This is a genomic window from Lentzea sp. NPDC055074, assembly GCF_053608005.1.
The window spans coordinates 22,541-49,221 of sequence record NZ_JBSGUQ010000034.1 but is presented as its reverse complement, the minus strand read 5'-3'; the positions used below and the strand labels follow the sequence as shown (position 1 = coordinate 49,221).

General features: G+C 68.8%; 33 protein-coding genes and 1 tRNA gene. 20 read left to right on the top strand and 14 right to left on the bottom strand.

Annotation, left to right across the window (positions count from 1 at the left end; translation table 11 throughout):
- Window positions 1–134, top strand: a 134-nt coding sequence (locus tag ACWF7A_RS43070; RefSeq protein WP_452256243.1) for an integrase core domain-containing protein, incomplete at its 5' end; no start/stop codon positions are given.
- On the opposite strand, the gene ACWF7A_RS43065 is transcribed toward ACWF7A_RS43070, so the two are convergent.
- From ACWF7A_RS43065 to ACWF7A_RS43040, 6 genes are all read right to left on the bottom strand, one after another.
- Window positions 131–631 carry a hypothetical protein gene (locus ACWF7A_RS43065; protein WP_452256240.1) on the bottom strand — a complete coding sequence of 167 codons (501 nt, stop codon included), beginning with the start codon at window positions 629–631 and terminating at the stop codon, window positions 131–133. The two genes, ACWF7A_RS43070 and ACWF7A_RS43065, sit on opposite strands and share 4 nt — an antisense overlap.
- The gene (locus tag ACWF7A_RS43060; RefSeq protein ID WP_452256239.1) at window positions 631–1,425 is read right to left on the bottom strand and encodes an exodeoxyribonuclease III; all 795 of its coding nucleotides are present in this window, start codon (window positions 1,423–1,425) and stop codon (window positions 631–633) included. The genes ACWF7A_RS43065 and ACWF7A_RS43060 overlap by 1 nt, the downstream gene beginning before the upstream one ends.
- 11 nt (window positions 1,426–1,436) lie before the next feature.
- On the bottom strand, window positions 1,437–1,655 hold the full coding sequence (locus tag ACWF7A_RS43055) for a hypothetical protein (RefSeq protein WP_452256238.1): 219 nt from the start codon (window positions 1,653–1,655) through the stop codon (window positions 1,437–1,439).
- A 10-nt stretch (window positions 1,656–1,665) separates the two neighbouring features.
- The gene (locus ACWF7A_RS43050) at window positions 1,666–1,953 is read right to left on the bottom strand and encodes a hypothetical protein (RefSeq protein WP_452256237.1); all 288 of its coding nucleotides are present in this window, start codon (window positions 1,951–1,953) and stop codon (window positions 1,666–1,668) included.
- 198 nt (window positions 1,954–2,151) lie between these two features.
- A complete protein-coding gene (locus ACWF7A_RS43045) occupies window positions 2,152–3,375 on the bottom strand; it encodes an NADP-dependent isocitrate dehydrogenase (protein WP_382443389.1) in 1,224 nt (407 codons plus the stop codon).
- A gap of 79 nt (window positions 3,376–3,454) precedes the next feature.
- The gene (locus ACWF7A_RS43040) at window positions 3,455–4,297 is read right to left on the bottom strand and encodes an SDR family NAD(P)-dependent oxidoreductase (RefSeq protein WP_452256236.1); all 843 of its coding nucleotides are present in this window, start codon (window positions 4,295–4,297) and stop codon (window positions 3,455–3,457) included.
- Between the two features lie 113 nt (window positions 4,298–4,410).
- Between ACWF7A_RS43040 and ACWF7A_RS43035 the strand changes: the two genes are divergently transcribed.
- From ACWF7A_RS43035 to ACWF7A_RS43020, 4 genes are all read left to right on the top strand, one after another.
- Window positions 4,411–5,217 (top strand): metal-dependent hydrolase, encoded by an 807-nt coding sequence (locus ACWF7A_RS43035; RefSeq protein WP_452256235.1) that lies wholly within the window; start codon window positions 4,411–4,413, stop codon window positions 5,215–5,217.
- A 78-nt stretch (window positions 5,218–5,295) separates the two neighbouring features.
- The gene (locus ACWF7A_RS43030; RefSeq protein WP_452256234.1) at window positions 5,296–6,804 is read left to right on the top strand and encodes a PHP domain-containing protein; all 1,509 of its coding nucleotides are present in this window, start codon (window positions 5,296–5,298) and stop codon (window positions 6,802–6,804) included.
- Window positions 6,801–7,283, top strand: a complete 483-nt coding sequence (locus ACWF7A_RS43025; protein ID WP_452256233.1) for a hypothetical protein — start codon at window positions 6,801–6,803, stop codon at window positions 7,281–7,283. The genes ACWF7A_RS43030 and ACWF7A_RS43025 overlap by 4 nt, the downstream gene beginning before the upstream one ends.
- Window positions 7,284–7,293: 10 nt before the next feature.
- A complete protein-coding gene (locus ACWF7A_RS43020; protein ID WP_452256232.1) occupies window positions 7,294–8,238 on the top strand; it encodes a ribose-phosphate diphosphokinase in 945 nt (314 codons plus the stop codon).
- Here ACWF7A_RS43020 and ACWF7A_RS43015 read toward each other — a convergent pair whose 3' ends face one another.
- A complete protein-coding gene (locus ACWF7A_RS43015) occupies window positions 8,239–8,865 on the bottom strand; it encodes a TetR/AcrR family transcriptional regulator (protein WP_452256231.1) in 627 nt (208 codons plus the stop codon). It lies immediately after the preceding gene.
- 109 nt (window positions 8,866–8,974) lie between these two features.
- Here ACWF7A_RS43015 and ACWF7A_RS43010 point away from each other — a divergent pair, with 109 nt between their 5' ends.
- Genes ACWF7A_RS43010 through ACWF7A_RS43000 form a run of 3 tightly spaced genes read left to right on the top strand, consistent with a single transcriptional unit; the run spans window position 8,975 to window position 11,072 of the window.
- Window positions 8,975–10,024: a medium chain dehydrogenase/reductase family protein gene (locus tag ACWF7A_RS43010; protein ID WP_452256230.1), complete on the top strand. Its 1,050-nt coding sequence runs from the start codon at window positions 8,975–8,977 to the stop codon at window positions 10,022–10,024.
- The gene (locus ACWF7A_RS43005) at window positions 10,021–10,497 is read left to right on the top strand and encodes a TetR/AcrR family transcriptional regulator (RefSeq protein WP_452256229.1); all 477 of its coding nucleotides are present in this window, start codon (window positions 10,021–10,023) and stop codon (window positions 10,495–10,497) included. The genes ACWF7A_RS43010 and ACWF7A_RS43005 overlap by 4 nt, the downstream gene beginning before the upstream one ends.
- The gene (locus tag ACWF7A_RS43000) at window positions 10,494–11,072 is read left to right on the top strand and encodes an ABC transporter permease (protein WP_452256228.1); all 579 of its coding nucleotides are present in this window, start codon (window positions 10,494–10,496) and stop codon (window positions 11,070–11,072) included. The genes ACWF7A_RS43005 and ACWF7A_RS43000 overlap by 4 nt, the downstream gene beginning before the upstream one ends.
- Window positions 11,073–11,077: 5 nt before the next feature.
- Here the strand turns inward: ACWF7A_RS43000 and ACWF7A_RS42995 are convergent, their stop codons facing one another.
- A complete protein-coding gene (locus ACWF7A_RS42995) occupies window positions 11,078–11,413 on the bottom strand; it encodes a nitroreductase/quinone reductase family protein (protein ID WP_452256227.1) in 336 nt (111 codons plus the stop codon).
- 80 nt (window positions 11,414–11,493) lie between these two features.
- Between ACWF7A_RS42995 and ACWF7A_RS42990 the strand changes: the two genes are divergently transcribed.
- Complete coding sequence (locus ACWF7A_RS42990) at window positions 11,494–12,087, top strand: TetR/AcrR family transcriptional regulator (protein WP_452256226.1); 594 nt, start codon at window positions 11,494–11,496, stop codon at window positions 12,085–12,087.
- Here ACWF7A_RS42990 and ACWF7A_RS42985 read toward each other — a convergent pair.
- The 3 genes from ACWF7A_RS42985 to ACWF7A_RS42975 form a co-directional block, all read right to left on the bottom strand.
- Window positions 12,084–12,344 (bottom strand): Prokaryotic metallothionein, encoded by a 261-nt coding sequence (locus tag ACWF7A_RS42985; protein ID WP_452256225.1) that lies wholly within the window; start codon window positions 12,342–12,344, stop codon window positions 12,084–12,086. The genes ACWF7A_RS42990 and ACWF7A_RS42985 overlap by 4 nt on opposite strands.
- A gap of 20 nt (window positions 12,345–12,364) precedes the next feature.
- The gene (locus ACWF7A_RS42980) at window positions 12,365–12,736 is read right to left on the bottom strand and encodes an MmcQ/YjbR family DNA-binding protein (protein WP_452256224.1); all 372 of its coding nucleotides are present in this window, start codon (window positions 12,734–12,736) and stop codon (window positions 12,365–12,367) included.
- Window positions 12,737–12,832: 96 nt separating this feature from the next.
- A tRNA-Trp gene (locus tag ACWF7A_RS42975) sits at window positions 12,833–12,907 on the bottom strand.
- 106 nt (window positions 12,908–13,013) lie between these two features.
- Here ACWF7A_RS42975 and ACWF7A_RS42970 point away from each other — a divergent pair.
- The 10 genes from ACWF7A_RS42970 to ACWF7A_RS42925 all read left to right on the top strand — a co-directional run bounded on the left by ACWF7A_RS42970 (window position 13,014) and on the right by ACWF7A_RS42925 (window position 21,311).
- Window positions 13,014–14,129 carry a J domain-containing protein gene (locus ACWF7A_RS42970; RefSeq protein WP_452256223.1) on the top strand — a complete coding sequence of 372 codons (1,116 nt, stop codon included), beginning with the start codon at window positions 13,014–13,016 and terminating at the stop codon, window positions 14,127–14,129.
- A gap of 216 nt (window positions 14,130–14,345) precedes the next feature.
- Window positions 14,346–14,930 carry an RICIN domain-containing protein gene (locus ACWF7A_RS42965; protein ID WP_452256222.1) on the top strand — a complete coding sequence of 195 codons (585 nt, stop codon included), beginning with the start codon at window positions 14,346–14,348 and terminating at the stop codon, window positions 14,928–14,930.
- Between the two features lie 121 nt (window positions 14,931–15,051).
- Window positions 15,052–15,618, top strand: a complete 567-nt coding sequence (locus ACWF7A_RS42960) for an HhH-GPD-type base excision DNA repair protein (protein ID WP_452256221.1) — start codon at window positions 15,052–15,054, stop codon at window positions 15,616–15,618.
- 67 nt (window positions 15,619–15,685) lie between these two features.
- Window positions 15,686–16,633, top strand: a complete 948-nt coding sequence (locus ACWF7A_RS42955) for a hypothetical protein (RefSeq protein WP_452256220.1) — start codon at window positions 15,686–15,688, stop codon at window positions 16,631–16,633.
- Between the two features lie 38 nt (window positions 16,634–16,671).
- The gene (locus ACWF7A_RS42950) at window positions 16,672–18,048 is read left to right on the top strand and encodes a serine/threonine-protein kinase (protein WP_452256219.1); all 1,377 of its coding nucleotides are present in this window, start codon (window positions 16,672–16,674) and stop codon (window positions 18,046–18,048) included.
- A gap of 111 nt (window positions 18,049–18,159) precedes the next feature.
- Complete coding sequence (locus ACWF7A_RS42945; protein ID WP_452256218.1) at window positions 18,160–18,870, top strand: ABC transporter permease; 711 nt, start codon at window positions 18,160–18,162, stop codon at window positions 18,868–18,870.
- Complete coding sequence (locus tag ACWF7A_RS42940; protein WP_452256217.1) at window positions 18,863–19,660, top strand: ABC transporter permease; 798 nt, start codon at window positions 18,863–18,865, stop codon at window positions 19,658–19,660. Before ACWF7A_RS42945 ends, ACWF7A_RS42940 begins: the two co-directional genes overlap by 8 nt.
- The gene (locus ACWF7A_RS42935) at window positions 19,657–20,628 is read left to right on the top strand and encodes an ABC transporter ATP-binding protein (RefSeq protein WP_452256216.1); all 972 of its coding nucleotides are present in this window, start codon (window positions 19,657–19,659) and stop codon (window positions 20,626–20,628) included. The genes ACWF7A_RS42940 and ACWF7A_RS42935 overlap by 4 nt, the downstream gene beginning before the upstream one ends.
- A 45-nt stretch (window positions 20,629–20,673) precedes the next feature.
- A complete protein-coding gene (locus ACWF7A_RS42930; RefSeq protein ID WP_452256215.1) occupies window positions 20,674–21,021 on the top strand; it encodes a bacteriophage spanin2 family protein in 348 nt (115 codons plus the stop codon).
- 98 nt (window positions 21,022–21,119) lie between these two features.
- Window positions 21,120–21,311 (top strand): DUF1918 domain-containing protein, encoded by a 192-nt coding sequence (locus ACWF7A_RS42925; RefSeq protein WP_452256214.1) that lies wholly within the window; start codon window positions 21,120–21,122, stop codon window positions 21,309–21,311.
- Here ACWF7A_RS42925 and ACWF7A_RS42920 read toward each other — a convergent pair.
- Both ACWF7A_RS42920 and ACWF7A_RS42915 read right to left on the bottom strand, forming a co-directional pair.
- Complete coding sequence (locus tag ACWF7A_RS42920; RefSeq protein ID WP_452256213.1) at window positions 21,308–22,120, bottom strand: inositol monophosphatase family protein; 813 nt, start codon at window positions 22,118–22,120, stop codon at window positions 21,308–21,310. The two genes, ACWF7A_RS42925 and ACWF7A_RS42920, sit on opposite strands and share 4 nt — an antisense overlap.
- Window positions 22,121–22,144: 24 nt before the next feature.
- Window positions 22,145–23,125, bottom strand: coding sequence for a malate dehydrogenase (locus ACWF7A_RS42915; protein WP_189154450.1), 981 nt, complete (start codon window positions 23,123–23,125; stop codon window positions 22,145–22,147).
- 93 nt (window positions 23,126–23,218) lie between these two features.
- Here ACWF7A_RS42915 and ACWF7A_RS42910 point away from each other — a divergent pair, with 93 nt between their 5' ends.
- A complete protein-coding gene (locus ACWF7A_RS42910) occupies window positions 23,219–23,818 on the top strand; it encodes a pentapeptide repeat-containing protein (RefSeq protein WP_452256212.1) in 600 nt (199 codons plus the stop codon).
- Window positions 23,819–23,878: 60 nt separating this feature from the next.
- Here the strand turns inward: ACWF7A_RS42910 and ACWF7A_RS42905 are convergent, their stop codons facing one another.
- Window positions 23,879–26,656: a TNT domain-containing protein gene (locus ACWF7A_RS42905; protein ID WP_452256211.1), complete on the bottom strand. Its 2,778-nt coding sequence runs from the start codon at window positions 26,654–26,656 to the stop codon at window positions 23,879–23,881.
- Window positions 26,657–26,681: the final 25 nt, after the last annotated feature.

Below are 26,681 nucleotides of genomic sequence, written 5' to 3'. Positions count from 1 at the left end.
TCACCAGCAGCCAGCAACGCGCCGACGCCCTGCCAAAATTCCTGCACCACTACAACCACCACCGAGCCCACACCGCACTCGGCGGACAACCACCCCTCAGCCGCGTCGACAACGTCTCAGGGCACTACACCTAGTCGGCGCGGACCTCGTAACCGGGCTCGCCGAGTCGGGGCAGCAACGGGCACTCGATCTCGCGCCGGAGCAGCCCGCTGAGGAAGCTCAGCACCCCGCCGTCGTGCGTCCACCACTCGGCGTGGTCGCTGACGACCACCCGCCAGTCGTCCGGGTCGCCCTCGGTCGACCAGAAGAGGTCGTCACCGTTGTCCGTGATGCCCCAGGGCAGGAGCCCGCCCGGTTCGGGGAACAACGCGTACGGCACGAACTCCGGGAATTCCTCCCGGTGGCCGCGCAACGGCACGAGCGCCGCCTCCGCAGCCTCGCGCAACGCCCACTCGCCCACAGGGTGCGACACGTGCAGGAAGCCCTCGACGCAGAGCGCCGGGTAGTTGTCCGCGTAGACCCGGTAGTCGGTGGGCAGAGCGGTGCCCAGTTCGGCCTCGACGGCACGCCAGTCGATCGACGCGGGCCCTCCCGGCACCTCGCCGAGGACGGCGCGCCACCGTTCCAGCATCAGTCGCCGTACACCACGGTCACCGGCGCGTGGTCCGACCAGCGCTCGGCGTACGTCGCGGCCCGCTCCACCACCGCGGTCCGCGCCCGGCCCGCCAGCCCGTCCGTCGCGACCTGGTAGTCGATCCGCCACCCGGAGTCGTTGTCGAACGCCTTCCCGCGGTACGACCACCACGAGTAAGGCCCGACCACGTCGGGGTGCAGCGCGCGCATCACGTCGTTGTACCCAGACGCGAACACGGAAGTCATCCACTCCCGCTCGTAAGGCAGGAAGCCGGACTCCTTCTGGTTCGTCTTCCAGTTCTTCAGGTCTGCCTGCTGGTGCGCGATGTTCCAGTCACCGCACACGAGCACCTCACGTCCGGAGACGGCCGCCTTCTCCCGCAGCGACACCAGGTACGGCAGGAAGGCCGCCATGAAGCGGTCCTTCTCGTCCTGCTTCTCGGTGCCGACGTCACCGGACGGCAGGTAGAGCGACGCGACGACGACGCCCGGCAGTTCGATCTCCACGTACCGGCCACTCGCCTCGAACTCGGTGGTGCCGAAGCCCACACGGATCGACGTGGGTTCGACGCGCGAGAGAACGCCCACGCCCGCACGGCCCTTCAACGACGACGGCGCGTACACGCCGAACCACCCGTCGGGCGAGTGGACCTCAGGCGCCAGCTCGGAGGGTTCCGCGCGAACCTCCTGCAGGCACACCACGTCCGCTGAGGACGCAGCGAGCCACTCGAGGTAGCCCTTCTTCGCGGCGGCGCGCAGACCGTTGACGTTGACCGTGGAGACCGTGAGCACGACCGGGGAGCCTACTGGGAGGCCAGGCCCCAGGGCTTCGGGTACTCGGCGCCGCAGCCTGCGCAGCGGGCCGTCAGGTCGAGGTAGCCGACCAGCGTGGCCATCTCGTCGCGGGGCAGCGCCAGCTGGCGCTCGCCGTAGATCTCGGTGTAGAGGCCCTGCCACTCGGGCTCGCAGGAACACTGCGTGACGCCCTTGTCCCTGCCCCACCGAAACATGTTCCGCAACATGCCCGCGAGTTTACTTGCAGGTCGAGTCGCTGGTCAGCGCCACGAACGACTGGCTGACCCAACGGCGGTCGCTCAGCATCCGGTAGCCGTTCTCGACGCGGCCCTGGGCTTCGGTCACCGCGTCGCGCGGCATCGTCGAGACGATCGGCTGCATGTCGCCGGGGCCGGAGCGGACGTTGAGGATGTCCGCCGTCACCGTGATCTTGCAGATCTCCGCGCTCTTGTCGCTGCCCATCGGCTTGCCGCCGTTCACCGCGTACATGACGCCGGCGACCCCGAGCACTCCGATGACGATCATTCCCCGAACCGGCACACCGAACATGTCGAACCCTCCGCACACCACAAGCCCTGGATCAGCAGATATATCGGCTGCACGGCCTGTGTGGACGGCTCGGCGCGGTTACCACCCGCAAGAGGAACCGACCGGGTGACACACCACGAAAAAGGCCACCCCGGTGTGACCGGGGTGGCCTTCTCACGTACTCGAGTCAGGCGATCAGAACGACGCCATCTTCTTCTTGAGGTTCTCGTCGAGCGCGGCGAGGAAGTCCTCGGTCGTCAGCCACGCCTGGTCCTTGCTGATCAGCAGGGCCAGGTCCTTGGTCATCTGACCGGCCTCGACGGTCTCGATCACGACCTCCTCGAGCGCCTCGGCGAAGCGGATCACCTCGGGGGTGTTGTCCAGCTTGCCGCGGTGCATGAGGCCACGGGTCCACGCGTAGATCGACGCGATGGGGTTCGTGGAGGTCGGCTTGCCGGCCTGGTGCTGGCGGAAGTGACGCGTCACGGTGCCGTGCGCGGCCTCGGCCTCGACCGTCTTGCCGTCCGGCGTCATCAGGACCGACGTCATGAGGCCGAGCGAGCCGAAGCCCTGCGCGACCGTGTCGGACTGGACGTCACCGTCGTAGTTCTTGCACGCCCAGACGTAGCCGCCCTCCCACTTCATGGCCGCTGCGACCATGTCGTCGATGAGGCGGTGCTCGTAGGTCAGGCCGGCGGCGTCGAAGTCCGCCTTGAACTCGGCGTCGAACACGGCCTGGAAGATGTCCTTGAAGGCACCGTCGTAGGCCTTGAGGATCGTGTTCTTCGTCGACATGTAGACGGGGTAGCCCCGCTGCAGGCCGTAGGAGAACGAGGCGCGGGCGAAGTCCTCGATGGACTTGTTGTAGTTGTACATGCCCATCGCCACACCGCCCTCCGCCGGGAACTCGGTGACGACGTGCTCGATCGGGTCCGAGCCGTCTTCGGGCTGGAACGTGATCGTGAGCTTGCCGGCGCCGGGCACCTTGAAGTTGGTGGCCTTGTACTGGTCGCCGTGGGCGTGACGGCCGATGATGATCGGCTTCGTCCAGCCCGGGACCAGGCGCGGCACGTTCGAGATGATGATCGGCTCGCGGAAGACGACACCGCCGAGGATGTTGCGGATCGTGCCGTTCGGCGAGACCCACATCTTCTTGAGGCCGAACTCCTCGACGCGCGCCTCATCAGGCGTGATCGTGGCGCACTTGACGCCGACGCCGTGCTTCTTGATGGCGTTGGCGGCGTCGATCGTGACCTGGTCGTCGGTGGCGTCCCGGTGCTCGATGCCCAGGTCGTAGTACTCCAGAGTGACGTCCAGGTACGGGTGGATCAGCTTGTCCTTGATGAACTGCCAGATGATCCGGGTCATCTCGTCGCCGTCGAGTTCGACGACGGTGCCCTGAACCTTGATCTTGCCCATAACCCTGGGCGCTCCTCTCGCGACGATGCAAGCAAGACAAGCGTACTGGTAAACCGACCACCCGCGCCTGCGACCCTGGTTACACCGGTTCAGGGTTGCGGTCGGTCGACCGGCTCACGTGCTCCCACTTGTCGATTTCCGCATTCCGTGCCTGGTCTGCCAGGCGCACCATATCCACCGCGTCGCTGCCCAGCAGCAGACACAGCGGCGGCTCGTCCATGGCTACCACGTCGAGCATGACCTTCGCCGCCTTGGCGGGATCACCGGGCATGTTGCCGTCGGCTCCTCGCACCATGCCCAGTAGTACCCCGACAGACGGAACGTAGTCCGGTCCGTGCTCGGTCACCACCAGAGAGCTGCCGGTCCAGTCCGTCTGCATGCCTCCGAGCTCGATCAACGTGGACCTGACGCCGAACGGCGCGCACTCGGCGGCCAGCGACTCGTTGAACCCGCGCAGCGCGAACTTCGACATCACGTACGGGCCGAGCCCGCCACCCAGCGCCGTGTGCCCCGCGGTCGACCCGGCGTGCAGGAAGTGCCCTGACCGCTGCGCGCGCAACACCGGCAGCGCGGCGCGGGTGACGTTGACGGCACCCCAGAGGTTGACCTCCAGCTGGTCGCGGAAGTCCTCCTCCGAGCACTCCTCGATCGAGGTGACCCGGCCGGCGCCCGCGTTGTTCACCACAACGTCGAGCCGGCCGAACTCGCGGACTGCAGTCGCCACGGCCTCACGGGCTTGAGCAACGTCACGGACGTCAAGTGCAACAGATCGGACCCTGTCGCCGTGTTGAGAGACGAGGTCGTCGAGATCGCGCGGGTTGCGAGCGGTCGCGACGAGCTGGTGCCCGGCGGCGAGAACCGCTTCGGCGGTCTTGCGGCCGACGCCGCGGGAACTGCCGGTGATGAGCCACACCTGCGCCATGTCGGAACTCCTTTGGATGGAGATGGTTGTCCGGACATATGGAGTTCTGGCACGGGCGCCTGATACCGGCGACTACTGTTTTCACCGTCGGGTGATCACTAGAAGGGGCGTAAGTGTCAACTGGGCCAACACATGCGATGAGTGGGCTGCTCGCCTGGAGCGCTGTCACCGCACTCGCGTCGAGTCACCCGATCGGCCAGCTCTCGCCGCAGAGCTGGGCCGTGGGAGCGGTTCTCGCCACCGGGGCAGCACTTCTGCCCGACCTCGACCACCCCGGTTCGACCATCTCGCGCACGTTCGGAGCACTGAGCAGCGGGCTGTCCGCGGGCATCAACGCGTTGAGCAGCTTCGTCTACCGGACCACACGGCTGAAAAGAGATTCCAAGCGAGACGGCGGGCATCGCGGTCTCACCCACACGCTCGTCTTCGCCATCTTCTCCGCCGTCTTCACCGCCGCGGTCATCCAGAACAGCCAGAAGTGGGCGCTGCCCGTGCTGATGTTCGTGTTCGCCGGTCTCGCGGTGCGCGGCATCATGAACGACTGGTGCCCCAAGCAGGACGCGCTGCTGATCACCGTGGTCTCGGCGGGCATCACCTGGGCGATGATCGCGTGGACCTCGCAGACGGACGCGTCCGCGGCGGCGTGCGGGATCGCGGTCGGCATCGGGTGCTTCGCGCACTACGTCGGTGACGCGATCACCGAGCAGGGCTGCCCGATCCTGTGGCCGATCCCCATCTTCGGCAAGACCTGGTATCCGGTGGCGCCGCCCAAGATCATGCGGATGAAGACCGGTGGCGTGGTGGAGATGGCCATCGTCGGGCCCGTCGTGACGATCCTGTCGATCTGGCTGGGGCTCGCGGCGTTGCAGGGCACGGGCGCGCTGCCGTTCCTGGACTGGGTGGACCTGCTTCCCGTCTAGTTCATCCGCAGTCCACCTGCGGCACACCCGATCGGCCTAGCCTCCACGGACCCCGACCCGTCTCGTGGAGGTCCAGCCATGTCCGAAGTAGCTCGCAGACGCTTCCTGCAGGGAGCGGGCGTGCTCGGTGTGGCGGGTGCGCTGGGGACCGGGACCGCGTCGGCATCCGGGCGCTACCAGTGGCTTTCCGGCGACCACCACACGCACACGCAGTACTCGTACGACGGCATGTACACCGTCGAGCAGCAGATCCGCGGCGCGTTGCGGCACGGCACGGACTGGCTCGTGGTCACCGACCACGGTCACGCGTCGCACGAGGCGCACTCGGTCGAGCAGACCGCGGCCGACCTCCGCCGGGCCGCCCGGAAGTTCCCGCAACTGCTGCTGTGGCACGGGATGGAGTGGAACGTCCCGGGCGCCGAACACGCCACGTTGTTCTTCGAGGACTGCCGTGACGAGGCCGGCGTGCTGCGCGACTTCGAGCGGCAGTTCGACTGGCGGCTGAACGGCGCGGAGGCCTCGAGCCCGGCGAACGAGCAGAAGGCGCTCGACGCGATCCGGTTCCTGCAGACCAAAATCCGCAACGGCACCATGAAGTCCGCGCTGGTGTTCGTGAACCACCCGATGCGCAACGGCCGGGTGGCGCCGTACGAGCTCCGGAACATGCGCGACCTGGCTCCGGACATCGTTGTCGGCATGGAGGGCGCGCCGGGAGCGCAGGGCGACGGAGATCCGTTGCGCGGTCCGGGCGGCCATCGCGGCGGGTACGCGAACAGTCCCGGCTCGAACTCGTACGCGCCCTACCCGCCCGAGGCGTACAGGACGTACGGCGGCTTCGACTGGATGACGGCGAAGGTCGGCGGGGTCTGGGACTCGCTGCTCGCCGAAGGTCTCGGCTGGTGGGTCACGTCGAACTCGGACTCGCACTTCAACTCGCGCGACACGATCGTCCGCGTCCCGGAGCCGGGAGATCAGTTCGACCTCATGGGCAAGCACCTCGACCCGATCGAAGGCGCCGTGCCGCAGGTGTCGCCGCCGTACGTCGACTTCTTCCCCTGTGAGTTCTCACGGACCGTCGTCGGCGCGACCCGGCGGACGCGCGGAGCCGTGATGGAAGGTCTTCGCGCAGGCCGGGCGTGGGTGTCGCACGGTGGCCTCGTCGATGATCTTCAATTCCACGTTTACGCATCCGGTGGAACGCAGACGATGGGCGGGCGGCTGCGCGTCCGGCGTGGCTCGGACGTGACGGTGCTGGTCAAGGCACGTCTGGCGACTCGCCCCAACAGCGCCGGATTCGTGCCACGATTGCGCCGTTTGGACCTCATCAAGGGCGCGGTAACCGGACGATCATCATCTGAAACGTTGGCCACGCCACATGTGAAGGTCGAGCGATCCTACGAGCCGCGCTGGCACCATGCGGTCTTCACGCACACGTTCCGCAACGTCCGGGAGCCTTTCTACCTCCGGTTGCGCGGAACCGACGGCAACCGCGGCGCGTTCGAACCGCAGGCGGACGTACCGGGAGCCGCGAACCCGTGGGAGGACCTGTGGTGCTACACCAACCCGATCTTCGTGGAGGTCAGGTGACCAGCACCTTCGTCGGCATCGACGCCGGCTATGAAAACCGCTGGGAAGCGGAGAAGATCGCGTTGGAGCTGCACGACACCGTGCTGACCACGGCCCGAACGGTCGTGGTGCACGAGGTCGACAGCCACTTCGCGATGTCCTTCCTCCTGCCCGTCCCCCCGTCCGACGCAGTGGTGAACTCACTGGTCGCGCAGGGTTTCGGCGTCTCCGTACGGGGTGCGTCCTCAGGACGTCTGGTAGGCCCGGAGGCGCTTCGAGTAGGCGCCTCCACTGCTGCTGAGGCCCACCAGTACCGCCGCGAGGGGCGCGCTCTTCGCTACCAAGGCCAACGGTCGTTGCGCGGCCGTCACGGCGTGTCGGACATCCTCGCGTTCACGGCCATAGAGGCCGTTTTCCCGCGCGGAACGCACACCGTCGACACGCGCGGGAACCTGACGCCGTTCTTCCGCGACGGCAAGTTGGTGCTGGTCGTCGACTAGGTTCGCGGGTGTGCGTGACATCGCTGTCTTCAGTGGTTCTGCCCATCCCTCACTCGCCGCCGAGATCTGTGGTCACCTCGGTGTCGATCTCTCCCCCAGCCGGCTGACGCGGTTCGCCAACGACTGCCTGGAAGTCCAGTTGCAGGCGAACTGCCGTGAGCGGGACGTGTTCCTGATCCAGCCGCTGGTGCCGCCGGTGCAGGAACACCTCGTCGAGCTCCTGCTGATGCTCGACGCTGCCCGTGGCGCCTCCGCCGCGCGCACGACCGTCGTCCTGCCGCACTACGCGTACGCGCGTTCGGACAAGAAGGACGCGCCCCGGATCTCGATCGGCGGCCGCCTGGTCGCCGACCTGATGGTGGCCGCGGGCGCGTCCCGGGTGCTGGCGATGACGCTGCACTCGCCGCAGGTGCACGGGTTCTTCTCCGTCCCCGTCGACCACCTGCACGCCCTGCGCGAGCTGGCCGCGCACTTCTCGCAGCACGACCTGTCGAACACGGTCGTGGTGTCGCCGGACCTGGGCAACGCCAAGGAGGCCGCGCACTTCGCCCGGATCCTCGGGCTGCCCGTGGCGGCCGGCGCCAAGCAGCGGTTCGCCGACGACGAGGTGCAGATCTCGACGGTCATCGGCGAGGTGGCCGGGCGGGACGTGATCGTGCTCGACGACGAGATCGCCAAGGGTTCGACGGTGATCGAGCTGCTGGACAAGCTGCGGGAGCGCGGGGCCGGGTCGATCCGGGTCGCGTGCACGCACGGGCTGTTCTCGTCCGGTGCGCTGAACCGGCTGCAGGCGTTCGACGACGTGCTGGAGATCGTCGCGACGAACACCGTGCCGATCCCGGACGACAAGGTCGTGCCGAAGCTGAAGGTGCTGTCGATCGCGCCGGCGATGGCCGAGGCGATGCGGCGGATCAACGTCGGTGAGTCGGTGTCGACCCTCTTCGAGGCCCCGTAGTCACTTGAGGTGCGCGAGTGCCCTGATCAGCCGATCGCCGACGTCGGCCGGTCCGGGCATCTTGCGCACCACGGCCCGCTGGTGCGCGAGGCCGTGCAGCCCCAGCCACAACGCCACCGCGTCGCCGTAGAGGTCGTCGCTGGCGTGCGCGATCCCCTCCTCGACGCACGCTCCGAGCACGTCGACTAGCAGCGTGAAGGCCTCGACACCCAGTGAGTCGAGGTCGGCGTCGGTGATCGAGGTGTCCTCGACCGACGGCGTCCACAGGCCCCCGAACATGATCCGGTAGCGCTGCGGGTGCGCCTGGGCGAAGTCCAGGTATCCGTTGCACACCGCGAAAAGCCTCGCTCGCGCGCCCGTGCCCGCGTTGTCGTCGGCCTGGCGCAGGGTGGCCGTGAGCGCGTCCATCTCCTGCTGCACCACGGCCAGCATGATCGACGGCTGGTCCGCGAAGTGCGGGTAGATCGACGGTGCCGCGATCCCCGCCTTCCGCGCGACCGAGCGCAGGGTGACCGCGCGTTCGTCGCCGCCCTCGTCCAGGAGCGCGACGGCCGCCGCGATGATCTCGTCCCGCAGTTTCCCGCCCTCGCCCCGGCGGTTGCGCCTGCGCGGTTCCGTGTTCGTCACGGTCGTAACCATACACCTGAAAGTTTATGGCTGTTAGGCCTTGCGCCCGTAGACTTACGGGCGTTAGCTTATATCCGTAAGCACAGCCGAGACCGCAAGGAGCCACACGATGAACGCCACGACCGCCACCACCCGCGCCACCGAGATCGTCATGCCGGGTGTCGTCGAGCCCGACGGCCTGCACGTCCAGGTCCGCGACCTGCCCGCGCCGGGTGAGGGCCAGGTCGTCCTGCGCATGGAGGCGACCGGGGTGTCGTTCGCCGAGCAGCAGATGCGCCTGGGCAAGTACTACGACCAGCCCGCGTTCCCCTTCGTGCCCGGCTACGACGTCGTCGGCACGGTGGTCGGGACCGGCCCCGGCGTCGACCGCGACCTGCGGGGACACCGGTTCGCCGCGGTCACCAAGATCGGCGGGTGGGCCAGCCACCTGATCGTCGAGGCCGCGGACCTGGTGCCCGTGCCGGACGGCGTGGACTCCGCCGCCGCCGAGACCGTCGCCGTCAACGGCGTCACCGCGTGGCAGATGATGTACCGGACCGCCAAGGTCAAGCGCGGCGACACGATCGTGGTGCTCGGTGCGAACGGTGGCGTCGGCTCGACGCTGGTGCAGCTCGCCCGCCACGCCGGCATCAAGGTCATCGGCACGGCGTCGAAGCGTCACCACGACGCGGTCCGCGAGCTCGGCGCCATCCCCGTCGACTACCGCGACCCGAACATGTACGACCGCATCCGCGGGCTGGCGCCCGAAGGCGTGGACGCCGTGTTCGACCACGTCGGTGGCCCCGGCGTGCACGGGTCCTGGAAGCTGGTCCGCCGCGGCGGCACGCTGGTCAACTACGGTTCGGCCGCGACGAAGGACGAGCAGGGCAACGGGACGCTGCCGGTGCTCAAGAACTTCGGTCAGCTCGCGCTGTGGAACCTGCTGCCCAACGGCAAGCGCGCGGGCTTCTACAACTTCTGGGCCGGCAAGCGGTTCCGCACGGCCGCGTTTCGCGCTCGTCTGGCCGAGGACCTCACGCAGGTGTTGCAGCTGGTCAAGGCCGGTGCGTTGAAGCCGCAGATCGCCGCGCGCATCCCGTTGTCGGACGCGGCCGCCGCGCTGTCCCTGGCCGAGTCGCGCACAGTGCTGGGCAAGGTCGTCATCGTCCCGGAGCCGTGAGCAGGCCGGGCTGCCGCCAGGCGATCTTGGCGGCGGCGACCGCCCTGGTCGACTCCGACCACGCCGTGACGCTGCGGGCCGTGTCCCGCGCGGCGGAGGTCCCCACCTCCTCGATCTACCAGCAGTTCCCCGACCCGGCGGCCATCCTGCTGGCCGTGTGCCACGAGGCGTTCGGCGAACTCGAGGCCGCCGTCCTCGGCGCACCCGACGCCTACTCCGCGGGTCTCGCCTACCTCGACTTCGCCGTCCTGCACCCCCGCCGCTACCGCGTCATGTTCGGTGCGGCCGATCTCTCCTCGCAGGCGTTGCGGCTGTTCACGCAGGTCCTCCAGGACCCCGACCGCGCGCTGATGTTCTGGCTGGGCCTGCACGGCCTCGCCGACCAGCGCGCCTCGTTCCGCCGCTCGACCCAGTTCGTCGTCATCACACCACGCCTGATCACCTCACTCGTCTCCCAGGAGTCCCCGTCATGAACGCCACCGCCCTGCGCACCACCACCGCCATCGCGTCCACCGAGGTCGACAACCGTGCCGCCTACCTGGGTTTCGCGTTCGCCTACGTCTTCGGCCACGGCGCCGCGATGCTGTCCAGGTCCGGTGCCGTGGCCATGCCGGCGTGGCTGCCGATCGCGTTGCTCGCCACCGGGCTCCTCGCCGGCACGGTCTTCGCCATGAGCGCGTCGCTGCGTGCCCAGAAAGCCGCCACGGAGGCCCGGCGACGAGCCGAGAAGCTCGTGGGAACGGCCTGGATCACCGGGTTCGCCGCACTGGCGTTGGCGGTCACGGGCCTGAGCACGGTGTTCGACAAGCCGGAGCTGCAGACCGTGCTGTGGCCCGCCGGCTCGACCATCGTCGTCGGCATGATCTACCTCGCCGAGGGCGCGATCCGCGGCAACGCCCTGCACTACAACCTGGGCACGTGGCTGATGCTGGTCGCCGCCGCGACGCTGTTCGTTCCCGGAGCCGGGTTCTTCGGCGTGCTGGCCGTGCTGGGCGGCGGCGCCTACCTCGTGGCAGCGTTCCTGGAGCGCCGACGCCTTGCCGCGTAAGGCTTCTACAGCTGCACTCGCACCGTGACACGACCCTTGTCGTCACGGTGCGATGTCGCGTGTCCGGTCCGTTCGGTGCCGTCGAGCTCAAGGGTGAGCGGGCCGCCCTCACCGTTGAAGTTGCGCCACCAACTCTTGGAGTCCGGCATCATCACCTGGATGTTCACGGTGTCACCTTTGCGTTGGTAGCCAACGGGTGTGGTGAACGTGCGACCCGACTTGCGGCCCGTGTAGGACACGACGGTGATCCCCTTGCGCACGAGCTTCCCCACGAGCGGCGCGTCCCGCAGCCCGACGACCAGCTTGTTGACGCGGTTCACGATCGGCCTGTTGAAGTTCATGCCACGAACGTAGCCTGCTAAGTGGAGACCCCCGTCCACTTGGTGCGAAGTGAGAAGAAGTGACTGCCGAACCGTCTCAGATGCGAGCCGACGCGAGAGAGAACCGCGCACGGGTGCTGACCGTCGCACGGGAGCTGTTCGCCGAGCGCGGCCTGGAGGTGCCGATGGCCGCGATCGCACGCCGCGCGGGAGTGGGCGTCGCGACGCTGTACCGGCGCTTCCCGACGAAGGAGTCGCTGGTCGTCGAGGCCTTCACCGAGCAGTTCGCCGTGTGCCAGGCCGTCATCGTCGACGCGCTGAAGGACCCCGACCCGTGGCGCGGGTTCCGCACGGTGATCGAGAAGGTGTGCGAGCTCCAGGCGTGCGACCGCGGGTTCAGCGCCGCGTTCACGGCGTCGTTCCCCGACCTGCACACCGAGGTGCGCGACCGGACGTGGGAGGACTTCGGCGCGTTGGTGCAGCGTGCGAAGGACAGCGGGCACCTGCGGGCCGACTTCTCGCCGCACGACCTGACGCTGGTGCTCATCGCGAACGGCGGGCTGTCCAGCCTGCCCGTGGAGGTCGCGATGGCCGGGTCCCGGCGCCTGGTCGCGTACCTGCTGGAGTCGTTCCGGGCGGGCACGGACGTTCTGCCTCCGCCCGTGCCGCTCAGCCTCGACCTCGTGCTGGGTTAACCGGGGTGCGCGCCGACGGTGTCGCGGATCATCGCACCCAGGTCGGCCGATCCCGTCCGTGCGCAATGCGCGCAGCAGAAGAACTTGCCCTCCACCTCCACACCGTGCCCGATCACGCGGCAGTCGCAGTGCTCGCAGCGCGGCGCCAGCCGTTGGATCGCGCACTCGAAGCTGTCGAACGTGTGCACACCGCCGCCGACGGTGCGCACCTCGAAGGCCATCCAGTACTCGTTGCCACAGACGTCACAGGTCGACATGCGCGGAAGACTGCGGCAGGTCAGTCGGGTCGGCAACTCGAAGCGTCGAGTTGCGCGACCAGCGTCTTCGGGGCGATCACCCGATAGGCGTCCTCGACGAGATCGGCGACGACACCCCAGTCGACGGGCACGTCGAGGTACACGCCGAGCCAGCCGCGGTGACCGACGTAGGGCGGACGGAAGTACTGCTCCGGAGCCTGAGCGACGAGCGTTTGCTGCACGTCGGGGCCGGCCGCGCACCAGAACGCGCTGCGGTCGTCGTGGTGGTGGTCGGCGAGCGTCACGAAGGTCTTCTTGCCGCGCACGAACCAGGTGGGTTCGCCGTGGCTCAGGCGTTCGCTCACCTCTGGAAGCGCGAGACAGAGGCGGCGCAGGCGTTCGAGTGCGTCCACCCGCACATCCTGCGCCTCGCGAGGTGTGCACGGCCAGCGTCAGTCCACAAAGGACGATCTGGGAGAGGAAAGGCGGGACTGCGGAACCGTGCTGAGCGGGACCGGCCGGATTCGAACCGGCGTTCTCCCTCCCCTGGAGGAGGGCGCGTCAACCACTGCGCTACAGGCCCCTTCGTCACCGCACCGCTCACACTAGTCGGCGAACTCCGGGCCGTATGCCCTGCGAAAGTGTTGGACCCAATAAGGTTCACGGACCAACCCCGAACTGGACGGTGTCGTGCCAGGGATCGACTACTACGAGTTGCTCGGTGTCGACCGGGGCGCCAGCGCCTCGGAGATCAAGTCGGCCTACCGCTCTCTCGCCAAGGTCATGCACCCCGACGCGGGTGGGACGTCTGGCGGCTTCCGCCTGCTCCAGGAGGCCTACGAGACGCTGAAGGACCCGGTCCGGCGCCGCGACTACGACCGCCCCGCCACGACGGCGCCGCCGGTCGTGCGACCGCAGACACGGCCGCGACCTCGTAGAACAGGCCACACGGGCCGCCTTCGCGACTTCGGCGACGACCCGAACTACATGGCGCCGCGCCCCCGCGTCGACCTCGGTTCGATGGAGTGGTGGCACCGCATCGACCTCGGCGCGCGGGTCCGCTACGTCCCCGCCACCGGCCTCGGCCACGCCCCCGCGGCAGCCGCGATCGGTGGGTGGTTCGTCCTGCTCATCCCGTTGACGATGACCCTGTCACCGCTGCTGCTCGCCGTCTGGCTACCGCTCGTGGCGGTCGCCGGTTACGGGGCGTTCCGACTGGTACGCCGGTACATGACGGTCGCGCGGGCAGAACGGGCGTTCGCAGGCGAGTACGACGGGAACACGATTTTCGGCCGTCCGGGTGAAAACCGACGCGAACGGCTGACCGCCGGATTGCTCACGGAGTACATGACCCAACTACCGGGCGTGCGCATCTTCCACGGCCTCGCCTGGCCCGGCTCGGTGTTCACGGACATCGACCACGCCCTGCTGTGCGGCCGCCGCCTGGTCCTCATCGAGTCGAAGTCGTGGCTGCCCGGCCACTACTACTGCGACGAGGACGGCGAGCTCTGGCGCAACGGCCACCCGTTCCGCGGCGGCGGCTCCCAGCTCATCGAAGGCGTCGAACGCTTCGCCGAGCTCCTCCCGTGGCTCGAGGTCCGCGGCGCCCTGCTCGTCTACCCGAGCCGCGCCGGCGAGGTCACGTGTGACGACGACCTCGACTTCGAGGTGCCGCCGATGACCCCCGAGCAGTTCGTGGCCGAGATCGGCGACTGGCTCGCCGACGACCCGTCCACCGTCGACCGCGAAGCGTTGCGCGTTCTCGTGCGCCAGGTCGTCTCGGAAGTGCGCGTGGCCGGCGCCTGACCTGTTTCGTCCCGCACGAACACAGCACGCGATTAAGACAAAAAGACCCTTGACTGTTGCCGGGCATCCTGAAAGATTGGCATTGTTCCTGGGGGAGCAACTAAGCGTCGGGGGACGCCCTCCCATGGATTCTTTCAGTCATGCAATCATGGGGGATTCGAAGTGAAGAACGTCATTCGCAGAGTTTCTGTCGCCATTGCGGCGGGTGCCGCCCTGATGTCGATCGCGATCGCGCCGTCCTCGGCCGCGCCGAAGTTCGAGCCGTACCAGATCCCGAAGGCGGGCGCCGAGATGAAGGCGGCCGCGGCGGAGCCGGCCGTCTGGACGCTCATCGTCCCGAAGACCACCGACCCCAACCACGGCAGCACCACGCCGCGCTGCGCGGACGTGGCCTGGAACTCCGTCGACAACGGCGCGCGCGTCATCCTGTTCGACTGCTTCGCCACCTCCAACCAGACCTGGGCTCCGATCTGGGTCGAGGACCCCAGCAGCCAGTACGGCACCGCGATGTTCATCAACGGCAACTCGGGCAAGTGCCTCGACGTGTCCGGCGGTTCGGTGAACAACGGCGCCCACGTGATCCAGTGGAACTGCCACAACGGCGGCAACCAGCGCTGGGAGGTCGTGCTCCCCACCGGCGCCGACCCGAACACCCACACGTGGCCGGTCCAGTTCCGCAACAAGGCCACCGGCAAGTGCCTGGACACCGACTTCAGCGGCACCGCGAATGGCACCGGATTCCTGCAGTGGGACTGCCACGGCAACGCCAACCAGCAGTTCACGCTCTACAAGGCCAGCTAATTATCTGAAGTGCACGTGAAGTGGCCGCCCGCACATTTGCGCGGGCGGTCATTCGTGTTTCCGGATTCTCTCCGGGGACCACTTCCGGCGATCTTCCGCCGGGCGTGCGATCCTTCTCGCCATGACCCGCACGGTGTGCCTCGCGCAGAACCCCGACGCGGACGCACTCCTCGCGTCGGACATGTTCGCCCTGTTGCTCGGCATGATGCTCGACCAGCAGATCCCCATGGAGAAGGCCTTCTCCGGCCCCAAGGTCCTGGCCGACCGCATGGGCGGCCTCGACGTCCACCGCATCGCCGACGCCGACCCCGAGGCCTTCGCCACCGTCATGGCCACGCCTCCCGCCGTGCACCGGTTCCCCGGCTCGATGGCCAAGCGAGTGCAGGCGATGGCGCAGTTCGTCGTCGAGACCTACGACGGCGACGTCACGCGGATCTGGGCCGACGGGGACGGGGCCGCGGTGTTCAAGCGACTCAAGGCGCTGCCCGGGTTCGGGGACCAGAAGGCCAAGATCTTCCTTGCACTTCTGGGCAAACAGTTCGACATCCAGCCCGAGGGGTGGCGAGCCGCGGCCGGGCACTACGGGGACGAAGGAAGCCGACGTAGCGTCGCTGACGTGCGGGACCAGGTGTCGTTGCTGGAGGTGCGGGACTTCAAGAAGGCCGCGAAGGCAGCGGCCAAGAAGTAGCACGACTGTTCATCGTCTGGTGCACTGGACGTCCGCCGTCAGCCTGCACGAGGTGCGACCTTGCCTCGTGAGAGAAGGGGCGGTTCCGTTGCGCATCAAGGCGATTGGCGTGTTCACGGTCGTGGCGCTCTGCCTGGGGGTCTCCTCGGCTGATGCTGCCACGACGTGGCCCGGTGACTCGGCGGTCAAGAACGCCGATGGCACCAACGTGTTCGGCAAGAACCTCAGCGGGTTGTCGTTCGAGAGTGCGAACGTCGTGTGGGCGGTGAAGAACGGGCCGTCGACGCTCTACCGGCTCGTGCCCAGCGGAAGCACGTGGAAGGTCGACTCGAAGCGGTCGCTGAAGTTCAAGAACGGCAAGGGCGACCCCGATGCCGAGGGCGTGGTGAGCACGCCGGACGGGTTGTTCGTCGTCTCCGAGCGGGACAACGACAACGGTGACGTCAGTGCGCCGACGGTGTTGAAGATCGGCAGCGGGAGCAGTGCGGCGGCCGAGTGGAAGCTGCCCGGGATGCCCTCCGTCGATCCCAACGACGGGCCCGAGGCCATCTCGTGGGTGCCCGACTCGTTCCTGACCTCGCAGCAGTTCAAGGACGACAGCGGCAAGCTCTACAACCCCGCCGACTACCCCTCGCACGGGACCGGGTTGTTCGCCGTCGGGCTGGAGGCGACCGGCGGGATCTTCCTGTACGCGCTGCAGGACGGCGGGGCCGAGCTGGTCTCGAAGTTCGCGAGCGGGCAGGCGCAGGTCATGGACCTGGAGTGGGAGAGCAACCGGCTCTGGGCGACCTGCGACAGCAACTGCAGCGGGCGCGCGACGACGCTCGCGATCAGTGAAGGCAGGTTCAAGGTGACGGCGACGTACGACCGGCCGTCCAGGCTGCCGAACGTGAACCTCGAGGGCTTCGCGATCTCGCCGGCCTGCGTCAACGGCAAGAAGCTGACCCTCTGGGCGGACGACGACAACACCAGCAGCCACGCGCTGAGGAGCGGCACGGTGAACTGCACGGCCTAGCCGGAGGATTGTCGGGGTGCGGAACTATGCTCCCGCGCGTGACCGCACCCCACATTCCCGGCCTGACCGAACTGAGACCGTTGGGCGCGGGCGGTTTCGCCACCGTCTACACCGCCCACCAGGCACAACTCGGCCGGGACGTCGCCGTCAAGATCGACAACCGGGTGCTGGTCGACGAGCGGGACCGGCGTCGGTTCCTGCGCGAGGCGCAGGCTGCGGCCAAGTTGTCGGGTCATCCGCACGTCGTCGGGGTGCACGACGCGAACATCACGGGCCGAGGCACGCCGTACATCGTCATGGAGCTGTGCACAGGCGGGTCGCTCGCCGACCAGCTCGACCAGCAGGGGCCGTTGCACCCCGACCGGGTGCGGGACCTCGGCATCAAGCTCGCGGACGCGCTCGCCGCGGCACACCAGGAAGGCGTGCTGCACCGGGACATCAAGCCCGCCAACATCCTCCTCGACCGCTACGGGACACCGAAGCTCGCCGACTTCGGGCTCGCGGCGCTGCTCGACGCGCAGGGCGGCAGCACGGTCACGCGTGACGCCCTGAGCCCCAGTTACGCGCCGCCCGAGGCGTTCGCGATGGCCGAGCCGACGCCGCAGGCCGACGTCTACTCGCTCGCCGCGACGCTCTACACGTTGCTCGCGGGCAAGCCGCCGCGGCCGGTGCCGTGGCCGATCACGAGCTTCGACCAGCTCGGCGAGATCCTGCGCCGGCCCGTGCCCGCGGTGCCGGGGGTGCCGCCCGCGATGCACGAGGCGCTGGCGAGGGCGCTGCACCCGGACGCGAACCTGCGCACTCCCAGTGCGGCACAGCTGCGCGACGAACTGGTCGATCCGACGCGGATGCCGACCGTGCCGGTCACTCCCCCGCCCCAGCGCAAGACGTGGCCGCTGGTCGCCGCCGCGGCCGGAGTCGTCGTCGCGCTCCTGGTGGGCCTGGTCGTGTGGAACCCGTTCGACAAGGAGCAGCAGACGACCGCGCAGGGGGCCGGGCCGTCGACGACGCAGCAGGGCGGTGCCGAGGCCGTTCCGCCGTACCTCAAGAAGTGCGACTCCGGGTTCTGCATCGACAAGTCGACCTGCTTCCGCGGCATCACGAACATCGGTGGCATGCCGGCGGTCTCGCGGAAGGTCGGCAGTTGCGCGGACCTGCACTACTGGGAGGCGTTCTCCGGTGGCTGGCTCTCCGGGGAGATCCCGGCGGTCGACTCGGACGAGCTGATGGCCTCGCCCGAGCTGAAGGACGTCTGCACGTCCGCCGTGATGAAGGCGAACTCGCGGCCGACCGTCGACACGACGGGGTGGGAGATGACGGCCGTCGGGTTCAAGGACGGCAGCCGCAACTACTTCCTGTGCCTGGGCTCGCAGCCCGAGGCCGGGGAGGTCGTCACCAGCGCGTTCGGGTCCTGAGAAATCCACTTGCGACGGTCACTAACGTAGATCGACGTGCGTGTTCACGCCGATTTGATCATTGCTGGATTCCGAAGGTACTCGACCTACCGACAAGCGATGCTGGCCGGAATGACCGCGAACGTGGTCTTCGGCCTGCTGCGGGTCGCCGTGCTCGCCGCTGCTCTGACAGCGGCGAACGGCGAGATCGCGGACTACGACATCGCTGCCACCAACACGTACGTCTGGATCGGGCAGGGGCTGCTCGGGTTCATCCTCTTGTGGGGGACCAACGAGCTCGCCGAGCGCGTGCGATCCGGTGACGTCGTCGTCGACCTGTACCGGCCCTGGCACCTGCAGAGCGCCATGCTCGCGCAGGACCTGGGCCGCGGCGGTTTCGCGTTCCTGACCAGGCTCGCGCCGCCGATGGTGTTCGGCATGCTGCTGTTCCCGTTCCAGTTCCCGGCGAGTCCGGTGCGCTGGCCGCTGTTCCTGCTCAGCGCGGTCATCGCGCTGGTCGTCAGCTTCGCGTGCCGCTTCCTGATCGACGCCAGCGCGTTCTGGCTGCTCGACAACAGGGGGCTGTACGGGTTCTGGAACGTCACGTCCGGCCTGCTGTGCGGGCTCACCGTGCCGATCGCGTTCTTCCCCGAGTGGGCTCGGGACGTGTTGTGGATGACCCCGTTCCCCGCGTTGATGCAGGCGCCGATCGACGTGTTCCTCGGGCGCGGCGACCTGATGCGAACCCTGCTCTACCAGGGGTTCTGGGCCGTGGCGCTGCTCGCCGCCGGTCACCTGGTCCTCCAACGCGCGGTGCGCAAGGTGGTGGTCCAGGGTGGCTGACACCATCTACCCGAGGCTCATCGGCGCGCGGCTGAGAAGCCAGATGTCCTACCGCGCGTCGTTCGCGATCGACCTCGTCACGCAGGTGCTGGCGCAGTGGGTCGAGCTGGTCGTGATCCTCGTGCTGTTCGGTCACATCAGCGCGCTCGGCGGGTTCACCAAAGAAGAAGTGCTGCTGATGTACGCGTTCGCCGGCATCGCGTTCGGCATCGCGGACCTCTTCGCGGGGCAGCTCGACAACCTGCCGACGTACATCCGCTCCGGCACCTTCGACGTGCTGCTGATGCGGCCGCTCGGCACGCTGCCGCAGATCATGGTGTCGGACGTCCGCCTGCGCAGGATCGGGCGCATCCTCGGCGCTCTGGCCGTGATGGTCTACGCGCTGGCGCACGTCAGCGTCGGCTGGACGCCGGCGAAGGTCCTGCTGGTCGTCGCCACACCGCTGGCGGGTGCGGTCATCTTCAGCTCGATCTGGGTCGTGACGTGCTCGGTCTGCTTCTGGATCGTGGAGGGCCGTGAGTTCGCCAACGCCTTCACCTACGGCAGCGGCGCCTTCACCTCGTACCCGGTCAACGTCTACACCGTGCCGTTGCGCTGGCTGATGGCGTTCATCGTGCCGGGGGCGTTCGTCGCGTACTACCCGAGCCTCGCGCTGCTCGGGAAGCAGGATCCGCTCGGCCTGCCAGGCTGGGTCGGCTGGACATCACCGCTCGTCGCGGCACTGGCGGCGGTCGTCGCCGGGTTCGTGTGGCGGTTCGCGGTCAGGCACTACCGGGGAACGGGATCATGATCGAGGTCAGGGAGCTCCGCAGGGAGTTCAAGGTCGCCACGTCGAAAGGCCTGCGGCGCAACTACAAGACCGTCACGGCGGTCGACGGCGTCACGTTCGGGGTCGAGGCGGGCGAAGCCGTTGGGTACGTCGGGCCGAACGGTGCCGGCAAGTCCACGACGATCAAGATGCTGACCGGGATCCTGGTGCCGACCAGCGGCCACATCAGGGTGAACGGCGTCGACCCGTCGAAACAGCGGCGCGATCTCGCGAAACGCATCGGCGTCGTGTTCGGCCAGCGCAGCCAGCTCTGGTGGGACCTGCCGCTGCAGGACAGCTTCGACCTGCTCAGGTCCATCTACCGCGTCTCGGCGGAGGACTACCGCAGGCGCCTCGACGAGTGCGTCGAACTCCTCGGCCTGCAAGGGCTCCTGATCACCCCGGTGCGGCAGCTCTCGCTGGGGCAACGGATGCGCGGCGAGATCACCGCCGCTCTCCTGCACGCGCCGGAGCTGCTGGTGCTGGACGAGCCGACGATCGGCCTGGACCTCGAGTCGAAGGAGCGCCTCCGGGAGTTCCTCGCGGACATCAACACCCGCCGCGGCACAACCCTCCTGCTCACCACGCACGACCTGGACGACATCGAACGGCTCTGCCCGCGCCTGATGGTGATCGACCACGGCCGGGTGCTCGCCGACGGTCCGCTGGAGGAGCTGCGCGCCGAGGTCACCCCGGACCGCGAGCTGGTCATCGACCTGCGGGAACCCGGACCGGCGCCAGACGTCCCCGGAGTAACGGCGGTGCGCAGTGAGGCCAGCGGGCTGCGCCACCACCTCACGTTCAGGAGGGCGGAGACGACGGCGGCCCAGTTGATCACCCAGGTGGTGCGGCAGGTGGAGGTCCACGACCTCGCCGTCGTGGAGCCGGAAATCGACGACGTCATCCGCAAGCTCTACCAACGCCAACTCGATCAAGACGTCCATCGGTAGAGTCGTAAGCAACACAAACGGACACATCGGGCAGAAGGAGCGCGAATGCGCCTTATTGGACCGCTTGCCGCGGCTGTCATCGCGTTGGGCAGCTTGACGGCGTGCGACGCGATCCAGGGCGTCAGTGACACCGCGGACAAGGTGAAGCTGTGCGCCGACGCGATCTCGCTCGTCGGCTTCTCGCCGGACATGAGCGACCCGCAGAAGGCCCTGGAGGAGACCCAGGCCAAGGCGAAGGAGCTCGAGACCCTCGCGAACTCCGCGCCGGACGAGACCGTGAAGAAGGCTCTCGAAGAGGCCGCGAACGGCATGCAGAACGTGAACTCCGCGGCGGACTGGGTGGCCCAGAAGGCCGACCTCGCCGCGAAGGTCTCCTCGGCTTGCGGCGGATGAGCACTTGAGCCCTGTTGCGCACCTCCGGTGGCGGCTTAGGCTTTGACGCGTTCATCGTGCCAAGGCCTCACGCCGCACACCGGAGGTGTTGCAGCACCATGCAAGCAACAGTGGGTGACAGGCTCCACGTCCACAGCCGCTCCATCGGACTGGAGGAGCGCCTCGGCGAGATCCTCGAAGTGCGCGGGAGCGACGGACATCCGCCGTACCTCGTCCGCTTCAACGACGGCCACGAAGGTCTGGTGTTCCCCGGACCCGACTGCGTCGTCGAGCCGCGCGGAAGCGTCTAACCCAGCACGGTCGCGATCAGCTCCTCGGCCAGCTGAGGAGTCGCTGCCGCCACGCCCGACCACCGGTGGGTCAGGTCGGGTTCGAACGTGAACGGCCGCCCGTGCAGGTCGACCAGCACACCCCCCGCGGCCGGCACGGTGACGAGCGCCGTCGCGAGGTCCATGATCCGGTGCGTGTCGCTGCCCGGATCGATGAACGCGTCGACCGTGCCTTCCGCGACCAGCATGGTCTCCAGGCAGGTCGTGCACAGCACGCGGATGCGGTCGGCGGTGTTCGCGATGCGCAGCCACGCGTCCTGAGTGCCTGTCTTGGGGCGCATCAGACATACGGACGCGCCCTTGAGCGTCGTGCGTCCGGTGGTGCGGAACGACGTCGGCACTCCTGCGAGCGCGTGCCACGCACGGCCCGTGTCGAACCACGTCGTCAGAGCTTCCTTTGCCGTGCCGTCCTCGACGAGCGCACCGGCGAAGCACGAGAGAGGGACGCCGAACGCGGCGTTCGCAGACCCGTCGACCGGGTCGATGACGAGGGTGATCGAGGAGCCGTTGTCGACGAACCCGGCTTCCTCGGAGAGCAGGTTCACGCGACTGCGGTGGATCGACTCCAGGATCGCGTCCTCGACGATGCGGTCGACGCGCATCGTCGGTGTTCCGTCTGCACCGTCCGCGACTTCCTCGCGGAGCTCGAGGCGCGTGTGCAGAGATCGGGCACGCCCGTACGCCGCTGACGCCGCGCGGGCGGCGTCAGCGAGCGCGGGGTGCACTGCGTCGGAGAGCTGTGGCGCGGGGACGTCCCAAGGAATCAGCACGTCCCCAACACTGCCACGGAAAACTCAGATCAGGCCGAGGCCCTTGACCGCGTCGCGCTCCTCGACGAGCTCGGCGACCGAGGCGTCGATGCGGCCGCGCGAGAACTCGTCGATCTCCAGGCCCTGGATGATCTCGTACGAGCCACCCGAGGTGCGGACGGGGAACGAGGAGATGATGCCCTCGGGCACGCCGTACGACCCGTCCGACGGGATGGCCATCGAGGTCCACTCGGTGCCGTTGACCCAGTCGTAGATGTGGTCGATGGCGGCGTTCGCGGCCGAGGCGGCCGAAGACGCGCCACGGGCCTCGATGATCGCCGCACCGCGCTTCGCGACGGTCGGGATGAAGTCGTTCTCCAGCCACGCCTGGTCGTTCACGGCCTCGGCGGCGGTCTTGTCGCCCACCTTGGCGTGGAACAGGTCCGGGTACTGGGTGGCCGAGTGGTTGCCCCAGATCGTCATGTTCTGGATGTCCGTGACCGCGACGCCCAGCTTCTTGGCGAGCTGCGACAGGGCGCGGTTGTGGTCCAGGCGCGTCATCGCGGTGAAGCGCTCGCGCGGAACGTCCGGCGCGTGCTGCTGGGCGATGAGGGCGTTGGTGTTGGCCGGGTTGCCGACCACGAGGACCTTCACGTCGTCAGCGGCGCCGGCGTTGATCGCCTCGCCCTGCGGCTTGAAGATGCCACCGTTGGCCTCGAGCAGGTCGCCGCGCTCCATGCCCTTGGTGCGGGGGCGGGCGCCGACGAGCAGGGCGACGTTCACGCCGTCGAACGCGGTCTTCGCGTCGTCGGTGATCGTGATGCCCTTGAGCAGCGGGAAGGCGCAGTCGTCGAGCTCCATCGCGGTGCCCTCGGCGGCCTTCAGCGCGGGGGTGATCTCCAGCAGCCGCAGGTTGACCGGGGTGTCCGGGCCGAGCAGGTGGCCGGAAGCGATGCGGAAGAGAAGTGCGTAGCCGATCTGGCCGGCTGCACCGGTGACAGTGACGTTCACGGGCGTGCGGGTCATGAGCCTTCCCGAATGACGGTCCTCGTTGACGTCGGGCGGGTCTGCCCGGCGACCCGCACGTTACCAACACGTGGCCAATGGCAGAGTGTGAGAGTGGACAACCCCGACGAAGAGATCGGCGAGGACTACGCCGACGCCAACCTGCCGGGTCAGCACTGGGAGAAGCGGTCTTTCACCGACTGCGACTTCACCGAGGCCGATCTCCGCGAGCTCGTGACGACGGGGTGCACCTTCACCCGCTGCGACTTCACCCGGACGGATCTCGGCGAGTCGAAGCACACGGCGACCGCGTTCCGGCAGTGCACCTTCGACCGCACGGTGCTGACGCGATCGGCCTTCGACTCGTGCAGCCTCATGGGGTCGAACTTCGTCGACTGCGTGCTGCGGCCCGTCACCTTCACCGAGGTGGACTTCACGCTGGCGTCGTTCGTGAAGGCGCCGCTGTACGACCTGAAGCTCGGCGGGCAGCGGTTCCGCGAGACGAACCTCAGCGAGGCCGACCTGCGCAACACCGACCTGAGCCAGGCGGACCTGATGGGCGCGCGGCTGCTCGACGCGAAGCTCGACGGCGCAGACCTGCGCGGCGCGAAGGTGGACGCGAACGGGCTCCGGCAGGCCAAGCTCGCCGGGGCGCTGATCGACGTCGAGCAGGCGATCGCGTTCGCGGCCGCCTACGGACTGGTCGTCGGCTGACCTCCACCGGACACGGCAACGGCCCCGGACTCGTCGTTCGGGGCCGTTGTCCGTCTGGAGCTACTTGTCGTTCGAGCCCGTGATCTCCACCAGGACGCCGTCGGCCACCATCTCGTCGACGGACTTCGGCAGCAGGTAGGCGGTGCCGCCGCCCGGCTGCTCGAACCACGGCACGGCCACGCCGGTCAGCACCTCGAGCGGGCGGCGCAACCGGTACACGCGGTACGGGCGGTTGATCCACGACGGCACGAGGCTGCGTTCCGGGAACGGCGTGCCGGCCACGTAGACCAGGTTGCCGCTCTGGTCGCCGTAGCGGTCGACCTCGGTGCCCGCCGGCAGCTCGAACATCTGCTTGTGGCGGAACAACGTCAGCGGCGGCTCACCCGCGAGCGGCGAGATCGGGAACTTCCGCTTCGACGGTTCCTCCTGCGCCACGGCGGCGGCGACCGGCGAGGGGGCCGGGGCCTGCTGCGGTGCGGGTGGCGGGACCTGCTGCACCTGGGTCGGCGCGGCCGCCGGTGACGGCATCGGCTGGGCCTGCTGCGGGGGCATCGGCGGGCGCTGCTGCGGCGGCACAGGACGGCGCGGCTCCTCGCGGAAGCCGTTGGTCATCGGCCGCTGCGGCGGCTGGGGCGCCCGCGGCGGGACCGTGCGGAAGTTGCCCAGCACGAGCCTGCCGATCAGGTACGCCGACGCGTCCTCGACCTTGTCGAACCGCACCGGGTTCTTCGGGCCGTGGTCGAACCAGCTGACCTCCCAGCTGTCCCCGTCGAGGCGCAGCGTCCAGGTGCGGTCGGCGGGCTCGCCGCCGATCCGGAACACGCCGTGCGGCACGTTGAGGTCGTCCAGCGCTCGGCGGGTGCCCGCCAGCTCGCGGTCCTCCTCCTGCGTGACCTGCCGCGGCGGCTTGACCGGCTCGGGCTCCGGTTCCGGTTCGGGCTCCGGCACGGGCTCGGGTTCCGGCTCCGGTTCGGGCTCGTTGAACAGCGCCGCGTCGAACTGGGTGGTCTCCTCGGACCGCGTCGGCGCGGGGGCCACGACCACGGGCAGCGGCTCGGGTTCCTGCTCCCGCTCCGGTTCGAAGTGCGAGTCGAGCTGCGCCTCGAACGACGTCGTGGACTCGATCTCCTCCTCGGGCGCGAGGTCGGGCTCGTCCTCGGCCACCTCGACGACCGGGTGCTCCTCGGTGACCTCGGACGGGCTCTCCAGCGGCTCGTCGAGGACCGGGCTCCACGCCATCGTGTCCTGCATGGCGTCGCGCGGACGTTCCTCGGTCTCGGCGTCGAGGTGGTCCGTGAGCTCGGCGTCGCGGTGGTGCGTGAGGAGCTCGGGCTCGTCCGGCCCGGCGGTGGGGATCTCGGGTTCCTCGGGAACGTCCACGTCTTCGTGTTCGTCCTCGACGGCCGTTTCGTTCGACTTCTCGGGAACGAACTCCTCGACCGGCTCGGGAGCGACCTCGCGGACGGGCTGCCGGACGATCTCCGGCGCGCTCTCCCGGACGGGCGCGGGCGGCCGGACCGGTTCCGGCGGACGGACGGGCTCCGGTGCCTCGGGCTCCGCGAGATCACTCGGGTGCGGGGCGAAGAGGTCCATACCCGCGCCGTAGGTGTCGCGCAGGGTCCGCTCGTCGATCGTGTCGGGCACGCCGTCGGAGTCGAAGACCACCCGGTACGGAGGACCGTCGCCGGACAGCGGGGGCGCGGCCACCGCGAGCGTCTCGCCGAGGTCGTCGCGGACCGGCAGCGGTTCGGGCGCGACCTGCGGCTGCTCGGCCGTGACCTCGACCGCACGCGGCTCGGGGTACATCGGCTCGAAGTCGTACTCCTCCTCCGCCTCCTCCTCGAACTTCGGAGAGGGCTCATGCCTCGGAGCAGGCTCGTGCTGCGGAGCGGGGTCGAACTTCGGGGCCGGGTCGAACTGGGGGGCGGCGTCGAACTTCGGCGCGGCGACGAACTGCGTCGCGTCCGCGGCGGGTTCGGGCTCGGGCTCCGGTTCGGGCTCGACCGGCGCCGGCACGACGGTGCCAGGAGGCGCGGCGGGAGCACCGAGGTTCGCGGCGGCGCCGAGCCTCGACTCCTCGCTGACCTCGGGCAGGGTGAACCCGGCGGCGCGCGCCCGTTCCACCAGCTCCGGCTCGGGCGGGACGCCGTACTTGCGCAGGTAGTACGAGACCCCGGCGGGCCAGATCCACGCACCGTCCGTCTGGAACCCGGACGGCACGACCGGCGGCGCGTCCGGGTGCAGCACGTCGTTGTCGAAGCCACGACCGGCCACGGCGACCGGCGCGTTCGACAGGTACGCGAGCAACGGCGCGACCTCGGGCTCGGGCACCGGCGGGCGGTTGACCGACGGACGACCGTTCGGTCCGGCGCCGTCGAAGACGCGGACCGTGCGGAACACCGGCGTCGGCGGGTTCAGCCTGCGGCGCAACCAGTCCGGAACGTTCTCCTCGGCGCGCGGGAAGAACCGCATCTCGTCGACGTAGGCCTGCTGCGGCGGTGGGGTCTGCCAGCTCGGCTCCGCGCGGTCGAAGTCGAGGTTGTAGCTGGAGGGGTGATCGAGCTGGTACCTGGCGTTGGTCCAGCTGCCCCGGCCCTCGCGGTGCATGCCGGCCCGCAGCCGCGCGAAGAGCGAGGCCACCTCCTGGGGCACGGCCCACGCGCGCTTGGATCCGTCCTGCAGCCGGAGCTCGGCCTCCAGTTCGAAGTACCGGCCGGTGGCGCGGTACTGCGCGATCACACTGCGCCAGTCCTCTGGTGCGGCCCGCATCAGAGTCAGGCCGATCTGCTTAACCAGAGCGTCCTGCTCGGTAGGGTTCAACGGCTTCGGCTCGGACACGCCAACATCTTCCCCCGCAACTCGC